This is a genomic window from Brevibacterium iodinum ATCC 49514 (assembly GCF_900169265.1).
In the GTDB taxonomy this organism is placed as follows: domain Bacteria; phylum Actinomycetota; class Actinomycetes; order Actinomycetales; family Brevibacteriaceae; genus Brevibacterium; species Brevibacterium iodinum.
Map to the genome: position 1 here is coordinate 1 of NZ_FXYX01000025.1, position 14,750 is coordinate 14,750.

Annotated in this window: 13 protein-coding genes, 1 tRNA gene, 1 other RNA gene and 1 pseudogene; 7 read left to right on the forward strand and 9 right to left on the reverse strand. The window is 63.8% G+C overall.

Translation table 11 applies throughout. The features are described 5' to 3' along the window. Window positions 1-126: 126 nt before the first annotated feature. The 3 genes from BI49514_RS17325 to BI49514_RS13915 all read right to left on the reverse strand — a co-directional run bounded on the left by BI49514_RS17325 (window position 127) and on the right by BI49514_RS13915 (window position 1,535). On the reverse strand, window positions 127-513 hold the full coding sequence (locus BI49514_RS17325; protein ID WP_145996225.1) for an IS3 family transposase: 387 nt from the start codon (window positions 511-513) through the stop codon (window positions 127-129). Between the two features lie 42 nt (window positions 514-555). Then, window positions 556-858 (reverse strand): transposase, encoded by a 303-nt coding sequence (locus tag BI49514_RS17330; protein ID WP_145996226.1) that lies wholly within the window; start codon window positions 856-858, stop codon window positions 556-558. Window positions 859-1,450: 592 nt separating this feature from the next. After that, a tRNA-Ser gene (locus BI49514_RS13915) sits at window positions 1,451-1,535 on the reverse strand. Between the two features lie 349 nt (window positions 1,536-1,884). Here BI49514_RS13915 and ffs point away from each other — a divergent pair. Both ffs and BI49514_RS13925 read left to right on the forward strand, forming a co-directional pair. Continuing rightward, window positions 1,885-1,980: signal recognition particle sRNA small type (ffs, locus tag BI49514_RS13920), an RNA gene on the forward strand. 179 nt (window positions 1,981-2,159) lie between these two features. Continuing rightward, window positions 2,160-3,656, forward strand: a complete 1,497-nt coding sequence (locus tag BI49514_RS13925; protein ID WP_244195018.1) for a L,D-transpeptidase — start codon at window positions 2,160-2,162, stop codon at window positions 3,654-3,656. A 51-nt stretch (window positions 3,657-3,707) separates the two neighbouring features. Here the strand turns inward: BI49514_RS13925 and BI49514_RS13930 are convergent, their stop codons facing one another. After that, the gene (locus BI49514_RS13930; RefSeq protein ID WP_101547086.1) at window positions 3,708-4,736 is read right to left on the reverse strand and encodes an iron-siderophore ABC transporter substrate-binding protein; all 1,029 of its coding nucleotides are present in this window, start codon (window positions 4,734-4,736) and stop codon (window positions 3,708-3,710) included. Between the two features lie 66 nt (window positions 4,737-4,802). After that, window positions 4,803-5,218 (reverse strand): annotated as a pseudogene (locus BI49514_RS13935) (ClpP family protease). Window positions 5,219-5,230: 12 nt separating this feature from the next. Between BI49514_RS13935 and BI49514_RS13940 the strand changes: the two are divergent. The 3 genes from BI49514_RS13940 (at window position 5,231) to BI49514_RS13950 (ending at window position 7,174) form a co-directional block, all read left to right on the forward strand. Then, window positions 5,231-5,869, forward strand: coding sequence for an endonuclease (locus BI49514_RS13940; protein WP_101547087.1), 639 nt, complete (start codon window positions 5,231-5,233; stop codon window positions 5,867-5,869). A 64-nt stretch (window positions 5,870-5,933) separates the two neighbouring features. Beyond that, window positions 5,934-6,227: a hypothetical protein gene (locus BI49514_RS13945; RefSeq protein ID WP_257904135.1), complete on the forward strand. Its 294-nt coding sequence runs from the start codon at window positions 5,934-5,936 to the stop codon at window positions 6,225-6,227. Between the two features lie 134 nt (window positions 6,228-6,361). Next, window positions 6,362-7,174: a YidC/Oxa1 family membrane protein insertase gene (locus BI49514_RS13950; RefSeq protein WP_101547089.1), complete on the forward strand. Its 813-nt coding sequence runs from the start codon at window positions 6,362-6,364 to the stop codon at window positions 7,172-7,174. A 90-nt stretch (window positions 7,175-7,264) separates the two neighbouring features. On the opposite strand, the gene BI49514_RS13955 is transcribed toward BI49514_RS13950, so the two are convergent. After that, complete coding sequence (locus BI49514_RS13955; RefSeq protein WP_101547090.1) at window positions 7,265-9,814, reverse strand: ATP-dependent Clp protease ATP-binding subunit; 2,550 nt, start codon at window positions 9,812-9,814, stop codon at window positions 7,265-7,267. Window positions 9,815-9,990: 176 nt separating this feature from the next. Between BI49514_RS13955 and BI49514_RS13960 the strand changes: the two genes are divergently transcribed. Beyond that, window positions 9,991-10,641, forward strand: a complete 651-nt coding sequence (locus tag BI49514_RS13960; protein ID WP_180954390.1) for a TetR/AcrR family transcriptional regulator — start codon at window positions 9,991-9,993, stop codon at window positions 10,639-10,641. After that, on the forward strand, window positions 10,638-12,386 hold the full coding sequence (locus tag BI49514_RS13965; RefSeq protein ID WP_101547091.1) for an MDR family MFS transporter: 1,749 nt from the start codon (window positions 10,638-10,640) through the stop codon (window positions 12,384-12,386). The genes BI49514_RS13960 and BI49514_RS13965 overlap by 4 nt, the downstream gene beginning before the upstream one ends. A 90-nt stretch (window positions 12,387-12,476) precedes the next feature. Here BI49514_RS13965 and BI49514_RS13970 read toward each other — a convergent pair whose 3' ends face one another. From BI49514_RS13970 to BI49514_RS13980, 3 genes are all read right to left on the reverse strand, one after another. After that, entirely contained in the window at window positions 12,477-13,262 is a 786-nt protein-coding gene (locus BI49514_RS13970; RefSeq protein ID WP_244195017.1) for a DUF3152 domain-containing protein, read from the reverse strand. A 103-nt stretch (window positions 13,263-13,365) separates the two neighbouring features. After that, on the reverse strand, window positions 13,366-14,034 hold the full coding sequence (locus tag BI49514_RS13975) for a VOC family protein (protein ID WP_101547092.1): 669 nt from the start codon (window positions 14,032-14,034) through the stop codon (window positions 13,366-13,368). Further along, complete coding sequence (locus tag BI49514_RS13980; protein WP_101547093.1) at window positions 14,022-14,723, reverse strand: VOC family protein; 702 nt, start codon at window positions 14,721-14,723, stop codon at window positions 14,022-14,024. Before BI49514_RS13980 ends, BI49514_RS13975 begins: the two co-directional genes overlap by 13 nt. Window positions 14,724-14,750 lie beyond the last annotated feature (27 nt).

The window sequence follows — 14,750 nt, forward strand, 5'->3', positions numbered from 1 at the left end:
TGGTCTGGACGACGCGGATGACGTCGTCGCGGAATTCTTTCGGGTAGGGCTGTGGCATGGTGTCTATCCTTCCAGGCTTGCCTATGAACAAGCCAGATTAGATGTCACCTAACCCTGCATCAGTCCCTACAGCTTGCCCTCACTGGTGTGATGCTCGGTGATATCGGTCAGCCACAACTCGTTGACTGCCTTTGCTGTGAAGTCGCGTTCGACGAGGTCATCACACACTGGCGGGCCGGGCTTCTTACCGTGCTTCCGGGCCCGTTTGATCGTGTGGGAGAACAACTCCTGCTGCGAGCACAATCGCCACACACGACGCTCTGACGTCTGCAGACCCGCGGCGTGGAGTTCATCGGCGATGAACCGGTGCCCGAACTCAGGATCGTCCGTATGAACGTCGTAGGCGGCATTGATCAGATGTGCCTCGTCCCAGTCCCGAGCTGAGACCGGATGAGCGCACCACTTGTAGAACCCCTGCTTGGTAAAGCCGAGCACCCGACAGGCCACTGCCACCGGCACCCCGGTGGCAGAAAGGTCACGGTACCGGCGGGTACATCATTTTGGGTGATGACCACCGAGCTTCAAGTTCGCTTGCGAGAGGTACGCTGCGGCCTCGCGGAGGATCTTGTTCTCACGCTCGAGCTCGCGAATGCGTTTCAGCGCTGCCGCCTGGGCGCGAGACTCCTCGACATCACGAGAGGGCTCGAGTCCGTGCTCGCGTAGCCGTGAGTCACGCACCCAGGCCTGGAGAGCTGACTTCGACATGCCGAGGTCGGCGCAGACCTGCTTCTGGGTCATCCCCTCGCCCAGGAGCTCGAGCGCTGATTGCTTGAACTCATCGGTGTAGATCTTTGGCATGACTTCCATCCTTCCTGGAACTTATCCAGTCGTGAAGTCAACCAAACCCTCAGCAGTCCCGGTGTTCGAGATAGTCAGGTCTCCAAGGGCCAACGAAGTATTCGTCGCATCGCCTCGGGGCTCGTGAGCCAAACCTCCAATTTCAAAGACCTCAAAGGATTGGGCCCATCGAGGACTCACGACCAGGCAAGTCGTAGACGCGGAATCAGCTGGCAGCTTCATCTGCGCACCCAGGCCCCGAAAGATCCGTCGTCCTTCGTTACGCCAGGCAAGGAAAGTGGCTCGTCGGGCACCCGTGCTGGCAAAGCCAGAGGACTGGGCGGGAAGAAACGAATCGCCTCTACGACACAAGGTTCAGCGTCGAGGACGATAACGGAATCCAGAAAGGCTACGGCCGTAGGCCGCGCTGAGTACCGCCATCAACATTCCCCAGCCATACACACTTTTGGCCTAACACCCCTGACAGTGGACACATTTTGGGCACATATCTCCGGGAATCCTGAGGAATCTGGGGGAAATTCAATGTGAGCATGAAGGCTGCTTCGGCCCGAGAAATAGCGGAAGGCCCCGGTTTCCCGGGGCCTTCACTCTGCGGAGGATAGGGGATTCGAACCCCTGAGGGCGTTAACCCAACCCGCGTTCCAGGCGAGCGCCATAGGCCACTAGGCGAATCCTCCGCGAATCAGCTTATCCGAGTCATGACGACAATGCGAAATCGCGGTGGCCGAGTGTGAAGCATCCCACTTCCCGCAGGTGAACACACGACCTCATCGCCCGACGGCACGCGGTTCAATCGGCGACGGCGCGGAGATGCCGTTCTGCCGACGGCTGCACTCCGTCCTCCCGTCTGGGCTCGATGCTTCCGTCATTCCTTAGGGATGGGAAACGAGGATGCGTCCACACTATCCAGTGAATGTCCCGCTCAGATGATGTTTCTGTCACGAGTGGATAACAGTGTCCTTGTCGCAATCTTGTGGCCCCGCCCACTCGTTTTGTTCACCGAGGCCGCTCTCGACTAGACTGATTCACGGCTCCCCGTGCGGCGTCATCTTGTGAACTCCCCCAGGGCCGGAAGGCAGCAAGGGTAAGCGAGCTCTGTCGGGTGCACGGGGAGTCCTCTATTCCCCAACATCACAATTCCACAACTCCCCCTCTCCCCCATCTGCCCAGGTCAGCTTTGCCTCCACGACCTTTCGGGCGCCGGAATCGGGGCGAAGAAGCGAAATCGGTAATACTTTCGTGATTTTGCTTCATTACCATTATTCGCAGTTCTCATCCCTGTTCTCTAACGAGGTTCCCTGTTGTCATCGAAGATCCAAGGGGCTATTGCCGCCCTTTCGGCACTGGCTCTGCTCACGGCGTGCACGCCGTCGAGCTCCGATCCGAACGCGACCCGCAAAGACGCAAACAAGACCGCCAAGGCGGCCGCTGATCCCGTGTTCCGCGTCGGAGCCATCCCCTCCGAGGCAGCAGAATCCGCGTCCGAATCGACGCCGTCTTCGCAGCCCAGCGATGCGACCTCCTCAGCCCAGCCGAGCGAGTCCGCCGATGCGGCGGCCGCGATGCCCGGCGCCGCGGACTTCGGCGAGGTGACCGAATCCGGTGACGACATCGACCTCGAGGCCGGCCAGCGGATCGGCATCTCCGTCGAGAACGCCGACCTCAGTGACATCTCCGTCACCGAGGAGGCCCACCCCCGGATCGCGCACGATCCCGGCATGTTCTTCGACGCTTCGGGCACGGCGCTCGAGACAGATGACGACGCCCAAGCTGGTTCGTCGACAACGAGCTCCACCGAGTCCGAGACCGCCGACGATGGTTCGAAGGACGCCCAAGCAGACAACAAGGACACCGCCGAGGCGGTCGACGCCCCGGACGAATCCGCCGCCTGGATCTCGACTTACGGCCTCGTCGCCGACAGCGAATACACCCTGAAAGTCACCGCCACCACTGCCGACGGAGACGAGGTCGACCTCGACGCAACGATCACCGTCGGCGCCAGCGACGGCGCTCCGATGTCGGTGCGCACAACGCTCGCCGATGATCAGACGGTCGGCGTCGCCGCCCCCATCATGCTCAACTTCGGCTCCACCGTGTCCAAGGACTTCCGCGACGATGTCGAACGCCGCCTCTCGGTCAAGGTCACCGATGAAGACGGCAAGGAGCGAGAGGTCGAGGGCTCCTGGGGTTGGCTCTACGACGATCCGCAGTCCCGACTGCATTTCCGCCCAAAGGAATTCTGGCCCGCTCATTCGAAGGTCTCCGTCGACGTACCGCTCAAGGATGTGCCGACGGGTGAGAACAGCGTGGGTCAGAATGACCTCACCCTCGATTTCGAGATCGGGCGCAAGCAGGTCGTCAAGGCCGATGCGAAGTCCCATCGCATGACCGTCACTCGTGACGGCAAGACCGTCATGGACTTCCCGGCCTCGCTCGGCGCACCGAAGTCCCCGTCCTTCAACGGCACGCATGTGGTCATGTCGAAGGCCGCCGACTATACGATGACCTCCGAACAATGGGACTACGAGACAGATGTGCAGTGGGCGGTGCGCATCCACAACAACGGAGAATTCATCCACGCCGCCCCGTGGTCGGCAGGCGTCCAAGGCTCGCAGAACGTCTCCCACGGCTGCATCAATCTCACCACCGAACGGGCCAAGGAGTACTACGACTCCGCCATCTTCGGCGATCCCGTCGAGGTCACCGGTTCCCAAGTGAGCCTGTCGACCAATGACAGCGACATCTCTGATTGGGTGTACTCGTGGGATGAATGGAAGAAGCTGAGCGCCCTCGAATGAGAGCGCCCAGCTTGCTTGCCTGACTGATGCGGCAGGCTCCTCGCCGACGACTTACTTGTCGAGCTTCTTCACCGCTTTGTCGATCATCGGCACATAGCGCTCGAGCGTCCAGGGGACGGTGAGCGGGTTGATGATCGAGGATCCGGTGACGAAGGGCTGATCATCCGGAGCCACGACGGCCCCGGCTCTGATCGCCGGAATGTTCGCATACAGTCCCTGCGATTCGATCTCTTTCCTGTTCTTCTCATCGGAGTAGAAGGTGAAGATGAGGTCCGAATCGTTGAGCTTGTCCGCGTTCTCCAGACCGATGAGCGCGGAATCCGTTCCCGGCTCGTCGTAGTCCTTCTTCAGCTCGTCGATGATCGGATCCGGGGTCAGCCCGAGTGCCGAGACCATCGCCACCCGCTGCTCGTTGGGGTAGAAGACGCCGAGGGTGCCGGGACCCGAGTTGTAGATGAAGGAGAAGGTGAAGTCCTTGTATTCCTCCCGCTTCGCCTCTTTCAACTGCGTCTTGATGTCGTCGACGAGGCCTTCTGATTCCTCTTCCTGACCGAGCGCCTTGCCGATCGTGGTGATCTGCTCATCCCACTTGATCGTCCACGGCTGCTTCGGGTACGCCACGGTCGGGGCGATGTCATCGAGCTGCTTGTACTGCTCGGCAGTGATTCCCGACCAGGGGGCGAGGATGACATCCGGTTCGAGTTCGGCGATGGCCTCGACGTCGAGTTCCGTATCGCCCTGGAACTGTTCGGGCAGCTTCTCACCCTTGTCCTTCACAGCCTCGTAGATCCACGGCATGTAGCCGGTGTCATCGGATCCCCAGGCATATTCCTCCATTCCGACCGGTGTCTTGCCCAAAGCGATCGCAGTCTCCGTCGATCCCTGGCCGAGGGTGACGACGCGTTCGGGCTCGGTTTCGATGACCGCTTCGCCGAGTGCGTGCTTGATCGTCACGGTCTCGAAATTCGCGGACCCGGATTCCTCCGCGGCCTGCGATCCCTGCCCGCAGGCGGTGGCGGTGAACGAGAGCGCGACGAGCGCTCCGGAGATGACGGCCCGGCGGCTGTGAGGAACTGACATTCCTGTCCTTTCGACAGTGGTCGGAGCCTGAAACGGCCCCTCGACATTAACATAGGCCAGCCTAACTTAACCTACCGCCGTTTCCGCAACACCTGTCAGCCACTTCACTTCAGTCATCCTCATTCCGTTCTGACCTCGCAGGTCGGACTGGGAGTCGATGACGCGATCGATGAGTCCGTACTCGATCGCCTCCTCGGCGGTGAACCACCGGTCACGCAGGGAGTCGTCGAAGATGCGGTCGTAGGTCTTTCCGGTCGCCTCGGCGATCCGATGCAGGACGGTGTCTCTGACCGATCGGAGGTCGTCGCCCTGGCTGTTCCCACGCTGAGGACGAACTGTCCCGCCGAGGCGGCCCACCCCAAGGCGATGGTGACCACGTCGTTGGGGATCGCGGCGATGGTGTCGGCGATCGCGTGCATCATCGACGGGCACCGGCGGCTGAGGCTCCGGTGGCCCTTGACTCTTCGACCGGGCCCGGACATAGGATCGGCCGCATGAGCACACAGCGAGAACACGCCGCTCGACTCATCGATGCGCACGGGCGCACCTTCGCCGCGGAGGCTGCGATCACTCTCCGGGACAAGCCGGCCCCACTGTGGCAGCTGCTCGTCCTCAGCCTGCTCCTGTCCACGCGCATCAGCTCCGACATCGCCCTCGCGAGCGCGCGCGAGCTGTTCTCGGCGAAGTGGAGGACGCCGCAGCGTCTGCGCGCGAGCACGTGGCAGCAACGGGTCGATGCGCTCGGTCGAGGCGGATATCGGCGCTACGACGAGAGCACCGCCACGCGTCTGGCCGAGGCCGCCGATCTGCTCATCGACCGCTGGGACGGGGACCTGCGGAAGCTGCGCGATGAGGCCGAGGGGCAGCCTGGTCGGATTGTGAGGCTGCTGCAGGAATTCACCGGCATCGGTCCGACCGGAGCGTCGATCTTCCTCCGAGAGGTCCAGCAGGTTTGGCCCTCGGTGAGGCCCGCGTTTGACCCGCTCGTCCGCAAGGGCGCGAAGACGGCCGGGCTGCCGGAGCAGGACGAGAAGCTGACCGCATTGGTCGCTGACGACGACCTCGCCGGCCTCGCGGCCGCGCTCGTGCGTCTCGCTCGTGATCCGGACCTCGCCGCCGACGCAGAGGACTGAGACCTCCGCGCAGGCCCGCGTGTTAGCATCGACGCACCGGGAAGGGGACGAGATAATGGCGAATATGTGGCTGACTCTGCAGCTGCTCGTCGTCGTGCTCTCTTCCGACCTCGAATCGGTCGTGCCCCAGTCCCCCACTCATCTCATCGTCCTGGCTCTCCTCGGTGCAGCGCTGCTGACACCGATCGCCGCATGGGCGAGCATGGCTCTGCTGCGTGTGCTCTCGCTGTCGGCACGCCCGCCGTCTCTGCCGGGCACGCGCCGAAGCGTCCGCGAATTCCATATGCCGGAGGAACCCGGCACTCCGGGTACGGCTCTGCCCAGAGCCCCCTCTTCCGTCGTTCACGCCATCGCCTGAACGACCTCGATCAAGTTCCGTACGGAACGTCTCCCCGCCTCGGCGCGGGCAATTGTCATCAAACGTCACGGTGATGGCCTGCAACGGCCTAATCAACCGCGCCGCAGTGCGCCCTGTCCGAAGGACACTCACTCGTGAACATCTACGAATTCCTGCCCATCCGTCTGCTCGTCGAGGCCGCCTACACGGTGGTCACGGGGATCAGCGACATTCTCGAACCACTCGCCGGCTGCTTCAGCGCCGCCCTGGCCGTCATCGTGCTCACCGTCCTAGTCCGCGCCGTGCTCATCCCCGTCGGGGTGTCCCAGGTCAAGGCAGGCATCACTCGGAAACGACTGGCGCCGAAGATCAGCGAGCTGCAGAAGAAATACAAGAAGCAGCCCGAACTCATGCAGCAGAAGCTCACGGAGCTGTACAAGAAGGAGAACGCGTCCCCTTTCGCCGGGTGCCTTCCGTTGCTCGCGCAGATGCCCGTGCTCATGGCGGTCTACGGTCTTTTCATCAATGCGACGATCGACGGACACGTCAATGAGCTGCTCGGGCATACGCTCTTCGGCCTGCCGCTGGGCACGAGCTTCGTCAAACTGCTCGGCGCCGGCGATCTGACCGGCACCGCGATCACGGTCTACCTCATTCTCGTCGTCCTCATCGCCGTCGTCGCGGGGTTCTCCCGACACCTGCTCACCCCGGCCACACCCGAGACTCCGACCGCTCCCCCGGCGAAGAACGGGGCAGATGCTCCGGCGATGCCGGATCTCTCAGGAGTGATGAAGACCCTGAGCTTCATGCCGTTCCTCACGGCGATCTTCGCGCTCTTCGTCCCCTTGGCCGCTGCGCTCTATCTGGCGACGACGACCACGTGGACCCTCGGCGAACGGCTCGTCCTCAACAAGCTCCTCGGTGCGAACGAACCGCGGTCCGAGGCGACCACCCCGGTGTCCGGCTGAGTCCAGACAACGACAGAGCCCGGGGCGGAGGATTCCCATCCTCCGCCCCGGGCTCTGTGGGCGACGGCCGGTGCAGGGCCGCCTCGGTGATCAGGCGATGATCGGCTCCGGGCGGGTGCTGGCCACGACCTTGAGTGCGCCGTCTTCGACAGTGGCACGCACGGTGCCACCCTCATCGACCGCCTCGGTGACGAGGAGATCGGCGATGCGGTCGTCGAGCTCGCGCTGGATCGTGCGACGCAGCGGACGGGCGCCGAACTCGGGTTCGTATCCTTCATCGGCCAGCCAGTCGAGAGCCTCTGCGGAGACATCGAGGGCGATGCCCTGGGCCTCGAGGCGCTGCTTCGACGCGGCCAGCTCCTGATCGACGATGGACCGCAGCTGCTCGCGATCGAGCCGCGAGAACATCACGGTGTCATCGATGCGGTTGATGAACTCCGGCCGCATGAACTCCTTGAGACGCCCCATGACCTTGGCCTTGAGATCCTTCTCCGCATCTCCCGCGGCCCCGGAGGCGAAGCCCAGCGGAGTGCCGGACATGAACTCGGAACCGAGGTTCGAGGTCATGATGACCACGGTGTTGCGGAAGTCGACCGTGCGGCCCTGGCCGTCGGTGAGCCGTCCGTCGTCGAGGACCTGCAGCAGCAGGTTGAACGCATCCGGGTGGGCCTTCTCGACCTCGTCGAGGAGGATGACCGAATACGGGCGACGCCGGACCTTCTCAGTCAGCTGCCCCGCCTCGTCGTAGCCGACGTAGCCGGGAGGAGCACCAACGAGGCGGGACACCGTGTGGCGTTCGCCGAACTCGCTCATATCGAAGCGGATCATGGCCGACTCGTCGTCGAACAGGGTCTGCGCCAGAGCCTTCGCCAGCTCAGTCTTGCCGACACCGGTGGGGCCGAGGAAGAGGAAGCTGCCGATGGGCCGATTGGGATCGGCCATACCGGTCTGGCTGCGGCGGATCGCGCGCGACACGGCGGTCACGGCTTCGTCCTGTCCGACCACCCGGTCGTGGAGGACCTCCTCCATATTCGCCAGTCGTGCCTTCTGGCTCTGCGTCATCCGTGCTGCCGGGATTCCGGTGGCCCGAGAGACCACATGCGCGATCTCCTGTTCACCGATGATCGCCTCGGCTGCAGCGGTCTTCGCGGCCTCCGCGTCCGGATTCTCGGCGGATTCGATCCGGGCGGTCACCTCGTTGATCTCATCGCGGACACGGCCGGCACGCTCGTAGTCCTCCACCTCGATAGCGGACTTCTTCTCCGCTTCGAGTTCGGAGAGATTGAGCTTGAGCGCGTCGATATCGACCGCGGGTCCGCGCCTGAGCGACATCCGGGCGCCGGCCTGGTCGATGAGGTCGATGGCCTTGTCCGGCAGGAAGCGGTCGGTGATGTAGCGGTTCGACAGCTCCACGGCCGCACGGACCGCCTCAGCAGTGTAGGTGACCTCGTGGAAATCCGCGTAGCGATCCTTCAGCCCGTCGATGATCGTCACCGCATCTTCGACGCTCGGCTCACCCACGGTCACCGGCTGGAAGCGACGCTCGAGAGCCGAATCCTTCTCGATGGTGCGGTACTCCTTGAGCGTGGTCGCGCCGATCATGTGCAGATCGCCGCGGGCCAGGCGCGGTTTGAGGATGTTGCCGGCGTCCATCGAGTTCGCTTCGCCGTTGCCGCCGGCACCGACGAGGGTGTGGAGTTCGTCGACGAAGACGATCATGTCTCCGTCGTCGGCGATCTCGCTCAGAGCTCCGGTCAGGCGCTCTTCGAAGTCACCGCGGTAACGGGTGCCGGCGAGCATTCCAGGCATATCGAGAGCGACGATGCGCTTGCCCTGCAGCTGCTTGGGAACTTCCCCCGAATGGATGGCCTGGGCGAGTCCCTCGGCGACCGCAGTCTTGCCGACACCGGCCTCACCGAGGAGAACCGGGTTATTCTTCGTCCTGCGGGCGAGGATCTCGATCGTCTGCTCGATCTCCTCCGAGCGGCCGATGACGGGATCGAGCTTGCCTTCGGCTGCGAGTTCGGTGAGGTCCGTGCCGAACTTCTCCAGCACGGATTCCTGGCCGCCCTCACCTTCGGCCTCCTGGCCGGGGTGCAAGCCTGCGGCTTCGGCTGCCTCGGCACCGGCCTGCAGTGCTGCCTGGGTGACGCCTGCCTGGGCGAGGATCCGACCGGCGGGCATCTCCTGGTTGAGCACGAAGGCGAAGAACATGTGTTCGGGATCGATGTACGTCGACCCGAAGGCTCGCGCCACCTGGTAGGCGTCGAGCAGGGCACGCTGGGCGGAACCGGTCAGTGTGGGCGTGGAATCCGCCTCGGTGTCGGTGCTGGCCGGGAGGCGCTCTTCGATCGCATGGGCGATGGCCTCGGGGTCGGCGCCGGCCTGGCGCACGGCGGAGATTCCGGGTTCGGAATCGACCATGGTGCGCAGGATGTGGAGCGCGTCGACCTCGGACTGACCGTGTCGCCCTGCGAACTCCGCTGCCGCTTCGATGACCTCGTGGCTGCGCTTGCTCAGCAGTCGGTTGATGTCGACGGAACGGCCTCGGCGGGCTCCGGTCTGTCCCTGGAGGAAACGAGCGAGGAACTCGTCGAACGAGTCTCCGCCTGAGCCTGCGGGTCCGAAGAATGTGGCCAAAGCTGACCTCCTCTTTCAAAGTTGAGCGTATACGACTCAATCAACAGGTGCATGCGGACTTATATTCCCACCTGTCGCCCGCCCGACGACGGAGTATGACTAACATCACGCTCGAGAAATGCATCGCATGCATTTCTTCATTTGGTGCAAATTTGCAAGAGGTGCATACTTTTCTGGTGAACTCCGAACCGACCGAAACCCTGCGCGAACGTCAGACCCGTGAGCGCCGCGCGTCCATCCACGCCGCGGCCGTCGATCTCGTCTTCGATCATGGCCTCGACGAGGTGACCGTGGCTCGGATCGCGGAAGCTGCGGAGGTCTCGACGCGCACGTTCTTCAACTATTTCCCCACTAAGGAGATGGCGATCGTCGGACTGACGGCCTCGGACGACATCGCAGCCGCACTGCAGCGATTCATCGAGGACTTCGAGCCCCGGCGCGAGCGTCTGGCGGAGGATCTCTCCTTCACCATCCGCGCCGCGTTCGAATTCCTGCTGCCGCGGTCGGCGAACAAGCAGAAGCTGCGCGCAATCCAGGCTCGGCATCCGCACCTCGGCATGCTCAGCATGGAGACGAAGCGGCACTACTCCGAGCAGATCATCACCGGCATCCGCCGGCGGATCGAACGTCGCGGAATCACCTTTGCCGATGACGACACCGCCGCAAGGGCCGCGCGGATGCTCGCGCAGCTATGCAGCATCCCGCTCGAGCATGCTTTCGCCTCCGCGCGTTTCGACACCGAACACGAATTGGACGACGAACGGGTGGACCAGGCGTTCACCTCCTCGATCGAACTGTTCCTGACCCTCTTAGAAAGGCTGAAATGACCACTACCGCCCCCCAGCCCGCTGCCGAGAGGCAGCACAGCGCCGAGGAGGAGCCGGAGATCGAGACCTCGTCGGTCCTCCTGCTGTTCACCGGCCTGATGCTGGCAATGTTCATGTTCTCGCTCAACCAGACCATGTTGGCCACGGCCCTGCCGACCATCGTCGGCGACCTCAACGGCGTCGACCAGATGCTGTGGGTCTCGACGGCGTTCATGTTGGCGTCGACGATCATGATGCCGATCTACGGCAAGTTGGGCGATTCGTTCAACCGGAAGAAGATCTTCATCTTCGCCATCTGCATGTTCATCCTCGGTTCGATCGTCGGCTTCCTGGCCCACAACATGGCCGTCCTCATCACCGCACGCGTCGTTCAGGGCCTCGGCGGCGGCGGTCTCATCATCCTCTCGCAGGCTCTCATCGCCGCGGTTGTGCCGGCGCGCAAACGCGGCCCGTATATGGGCATCATGGGGGCGAACTTCGCGGTCACCTCGGTGGCGGGACCGCTGATCGGAGGCTGGATCACCGAGGGTCCGGGCTGGCGCTGGACATTCGCTCTCAATCTTCCGTTCGGCGTTCTCGCGCTCATCGCCGCCATCCTCTTCCTCAAGGTCCCCAAGTCGGATCGGTCGGTCAAACGCCATGTCGATGTCGCGGGCATGATCCTCATCGCCGAATTCACCTCGGCACTCATCCTCACGACTTCGTGGGGCGGGCATCAGTACGACTGGGACGATCCGATCATCATCGGACTCATCGCCATCGCCGTCATCAGCGCCGTCGTCTTCGTCTTCGTCGAACAGGCTGTGCCCGAACCCGTCATCCCGATGTTCGTATTCAAGGACACGAACTTCGTCCTCTGCACGATCGCCGGTATGTGCATCGCCATCGGCATGTTCGGCGTCCTTTCGTACATGCCCACGTTCCTGCAGATGGCCCACGGGATCGAAGCGACGAAGGCCGGGCTCCTCATGGTGCCCATGATGGCCGTGATGCTGCCGAGCTCGGTCATCATCGGCTTCGTCGTCTCGAAGACGGGACGGTACAAGTGGTACCCGGTGCTCGGCAGCGCGATCGTCGGCGTCGCCCTCTTCCTCATGGGGACCTTCGTCACGGCCGATCAGAACGTTCTCGTCGTCATCGGCTGCCTATGTGTGCTGGGCCTCGGCCTGGGACTGTCGATGCAGATGCTCGTGCTCATCGTCCAGAACTCGTTCCCGGTGGCGATGGTCGGCACGGCGACGGCGTCGAACAACTTCTTCCGGCAGATCGGCGGCACGCTGGGTATGTCACTGATCGGTTCGCTCTTCACCTCGCGGCTGGCATCCAACCTCGAGGACGGCATCAAGTCCCTGGGACCCCAGGTCGCCCAGGCGATGAAGGGCACGGGGTCGAACTCACTGACCCCCGAGGTGGTCAAGTCGCTGCCCGATCCGATCCACTCGATCATCGTCAATGCGTACAGCGATGCGCTGGTGCCGATCTTCCTGTGGGTCTGCCCGCTGGGAATCATCGCGGCAGTCATCCTCATGTTCGTTCGTGAGAAGGCTCTCGCCACGAAGATCGATGCGGGCGCCCCGACGGACCATCAGCGTGAGGTCGTCGCGACCGACAGCATCGCTGTCGTCGAACAGCCTGTTTCGCTGACTCCCTCGGGCACGAGCTCCGTCAGCGATGAGATCGCGTACGAGAAGGCCAAGCAGGGTGCCGGAGAATACTCTCTGCGGCCCCGCTCGCCCAAGCACTGATACGCACGTCTACGCAATGACAGCGCAGGCCCCGCAATTGCGGGGCCTGCTCTCTATCGCGGCCGGAGTCTGTCCGCGACTGCCGCGGAACTAGCCTTTCGAGGGCCATCCGTTCGGCTCACATCCCTGCAGGCCCTTCGTCTGCTGCTGCATGAGCGGTGCGATCTTACCTGGTCCGGGGCAGGATTCGTGGCCGTGGCCGAGAGCGTGACCGACCTCGTGGTTGATGAGGTACTGCCGGTACTGGACGATGTCGTCGAACTCTTCGGTGGCGGAGACCCAGCGTTTCGCGTTGAGGATGACGTTGGGTCCGTTGCGGCACGACAGCTTGCCCAGGGTCCGCAGCGGCAGGCACATCTCGTCGACGGTATCGGGGCTGGCGATGGAGATCATCGTGTCCTGGCCTTCATCGACGAGCTCGATGGAGACGTCGTCCAGGCCCTGCCAACCGCGTTCGTCCTGCAGGGTCTTGATGATGAAGTCGCCGGCCTCATCGACGTCGATGGGCAGGTTGTCCTCGACGCGCAGGGCCACCTTGAACGTTTTGCCCTCGTCGCGGTTGGGACCGGTCACCTCTTTCGGCCGGTCCCATTTCCCACTGCCATGATCGTCGATATCGTCTTCGCTGACTCCGGCCGCTCCTGCATCCTCGACGTTCGCGGTCTCGGTGGGCGTGGGCGACTCACTCGGCTTGGCCTCGGCTGAGTCGCTCGGGTCCGACGAGGCGGCCTGCGTTTCGGCCGCCTTCGGAGTCGGCCGCGTCTCTTCGTCTGCGGCGGGCGCGCAGGCGCTCAGTCCGACGACCAGCGAGACAGCGACAAGCGAGGTCAGGGTGCGGAGGCGTGGACGGGAGGCGAGACGGGTTTGACTGAGCACGCCTGTGAGTCTATCTCCTGCCGATTCATCGAGAAACGGGTTGTGTGTCGAGAAACGTGCGCACACACCCGTGTCTCGACACTCAGCCTGTTTTTCGGCGAAGTCAGAACTCGAGCACGCCGCCGGGTCCGCGCAGCCTGGCCCGCAGACGGCAGTCCGACCCCGCGACCACTGCGGTGTCACCGGCCCCGAGCACCTCGAGCACCTGCTGCGCCGCCTCGGGCTCGGGCGATTCCACGCGGAAGTCGAGCAGTTCGAGGGCGGGCAGGGCCGCCTCGGCGGGATGGACGGATTCGCCCCAGTCGATGAGGAACGGCTGCGCACCACCATGCGGCAATGGAGATCGGGTGGTCAGTCGCCATTCGAGGCGGTCGCCCTCGGCGGTGTCCCGAGCCATGTCCTGGACCTCGCCGAAGTCGATGCCCGCGGTGTTCGCGGCCGCGATCTTCGCGAGGAACGCCGGCGGATGGATGGCCCAGGTCTGCAGGGTCGGCTCGGCGGCCAGATGAGCGTCGAGCGGCAGGGTGCCGTCGGCGGGCGGCTCCTGCTGCGGGTCGGGGCCGAGGATCTCGAGGTAGGTGTGGGCTCCCTCCGGCCAACCATTCGGGGTGAGCCCGAGCAGATAGTTCGCGGTCCCTCGCCCCGGGTGCGAACCGCCGGGAACCGCGCGCAGCCCGGTGGCCTCTTCCACGGCGGCGACCCCGGCGTCGAGGTCGGGCACCGTGATGATGAGGTGGTCGAGCTGCGCGGGAATGGTGTTCAGAGAGTCCATGATCCACCCGGACCTTTCAGATGAGCGTGTAGGCCCTCAGTCTCCCCTTCTTCGACATCGAGGGCAATGATGTCGAGTCCGATGCCGAAGAGGTCAAGGACCGAACCTACCGCATCCGGGTCCTCGCTCGTGCCCCACAGGCTCTCGAGTCGGACCGACGGCATCTCCTGCATCGCGGGATGCTCGGTGTCCTTCCAATCGATGAGGAACGGCTGGATTCCCGACCACGGCAGCGGGGTGCGCCTGGTCAGGCGCCAGTCGAGGACGGTTCCGTCCGGTCTGCGGCGGGTCATGCCATGGACCTCGCCGAGGCGGACGCGCGGTTCCCGTGGCTGCGCAGCGGCCGTGACGAAGCCGTCGAAATCGTCCGGACGGATCGCCCACCTCTGCACGGTCGGTGCGGTGACCCCGGCCAACCGCGTGGCCGCCAGCACCGGGTCCTGCTCGGGGTCGGGACCGAGGATCTCGAGGTACGTCAGCGGTTTCGGGCCGCTCTGACGTGTGAGTCCCAGCGAATCGGAGAGTTCATCGCTGAGCTCGAGTCCGAGCAGCGCATTGGCCGTGCCCAAGCCCGGATGGGCTCCACCATCGACGGGCCTCACCCCCAGGCGACCCTCACATTGCTCAACATATTCCTGCAGATCTGGGACGGCGATGACGAGATGATCGAATTCCGCACTGTTCAACATGTCTCAATATTAAGCCCCGGATTGACG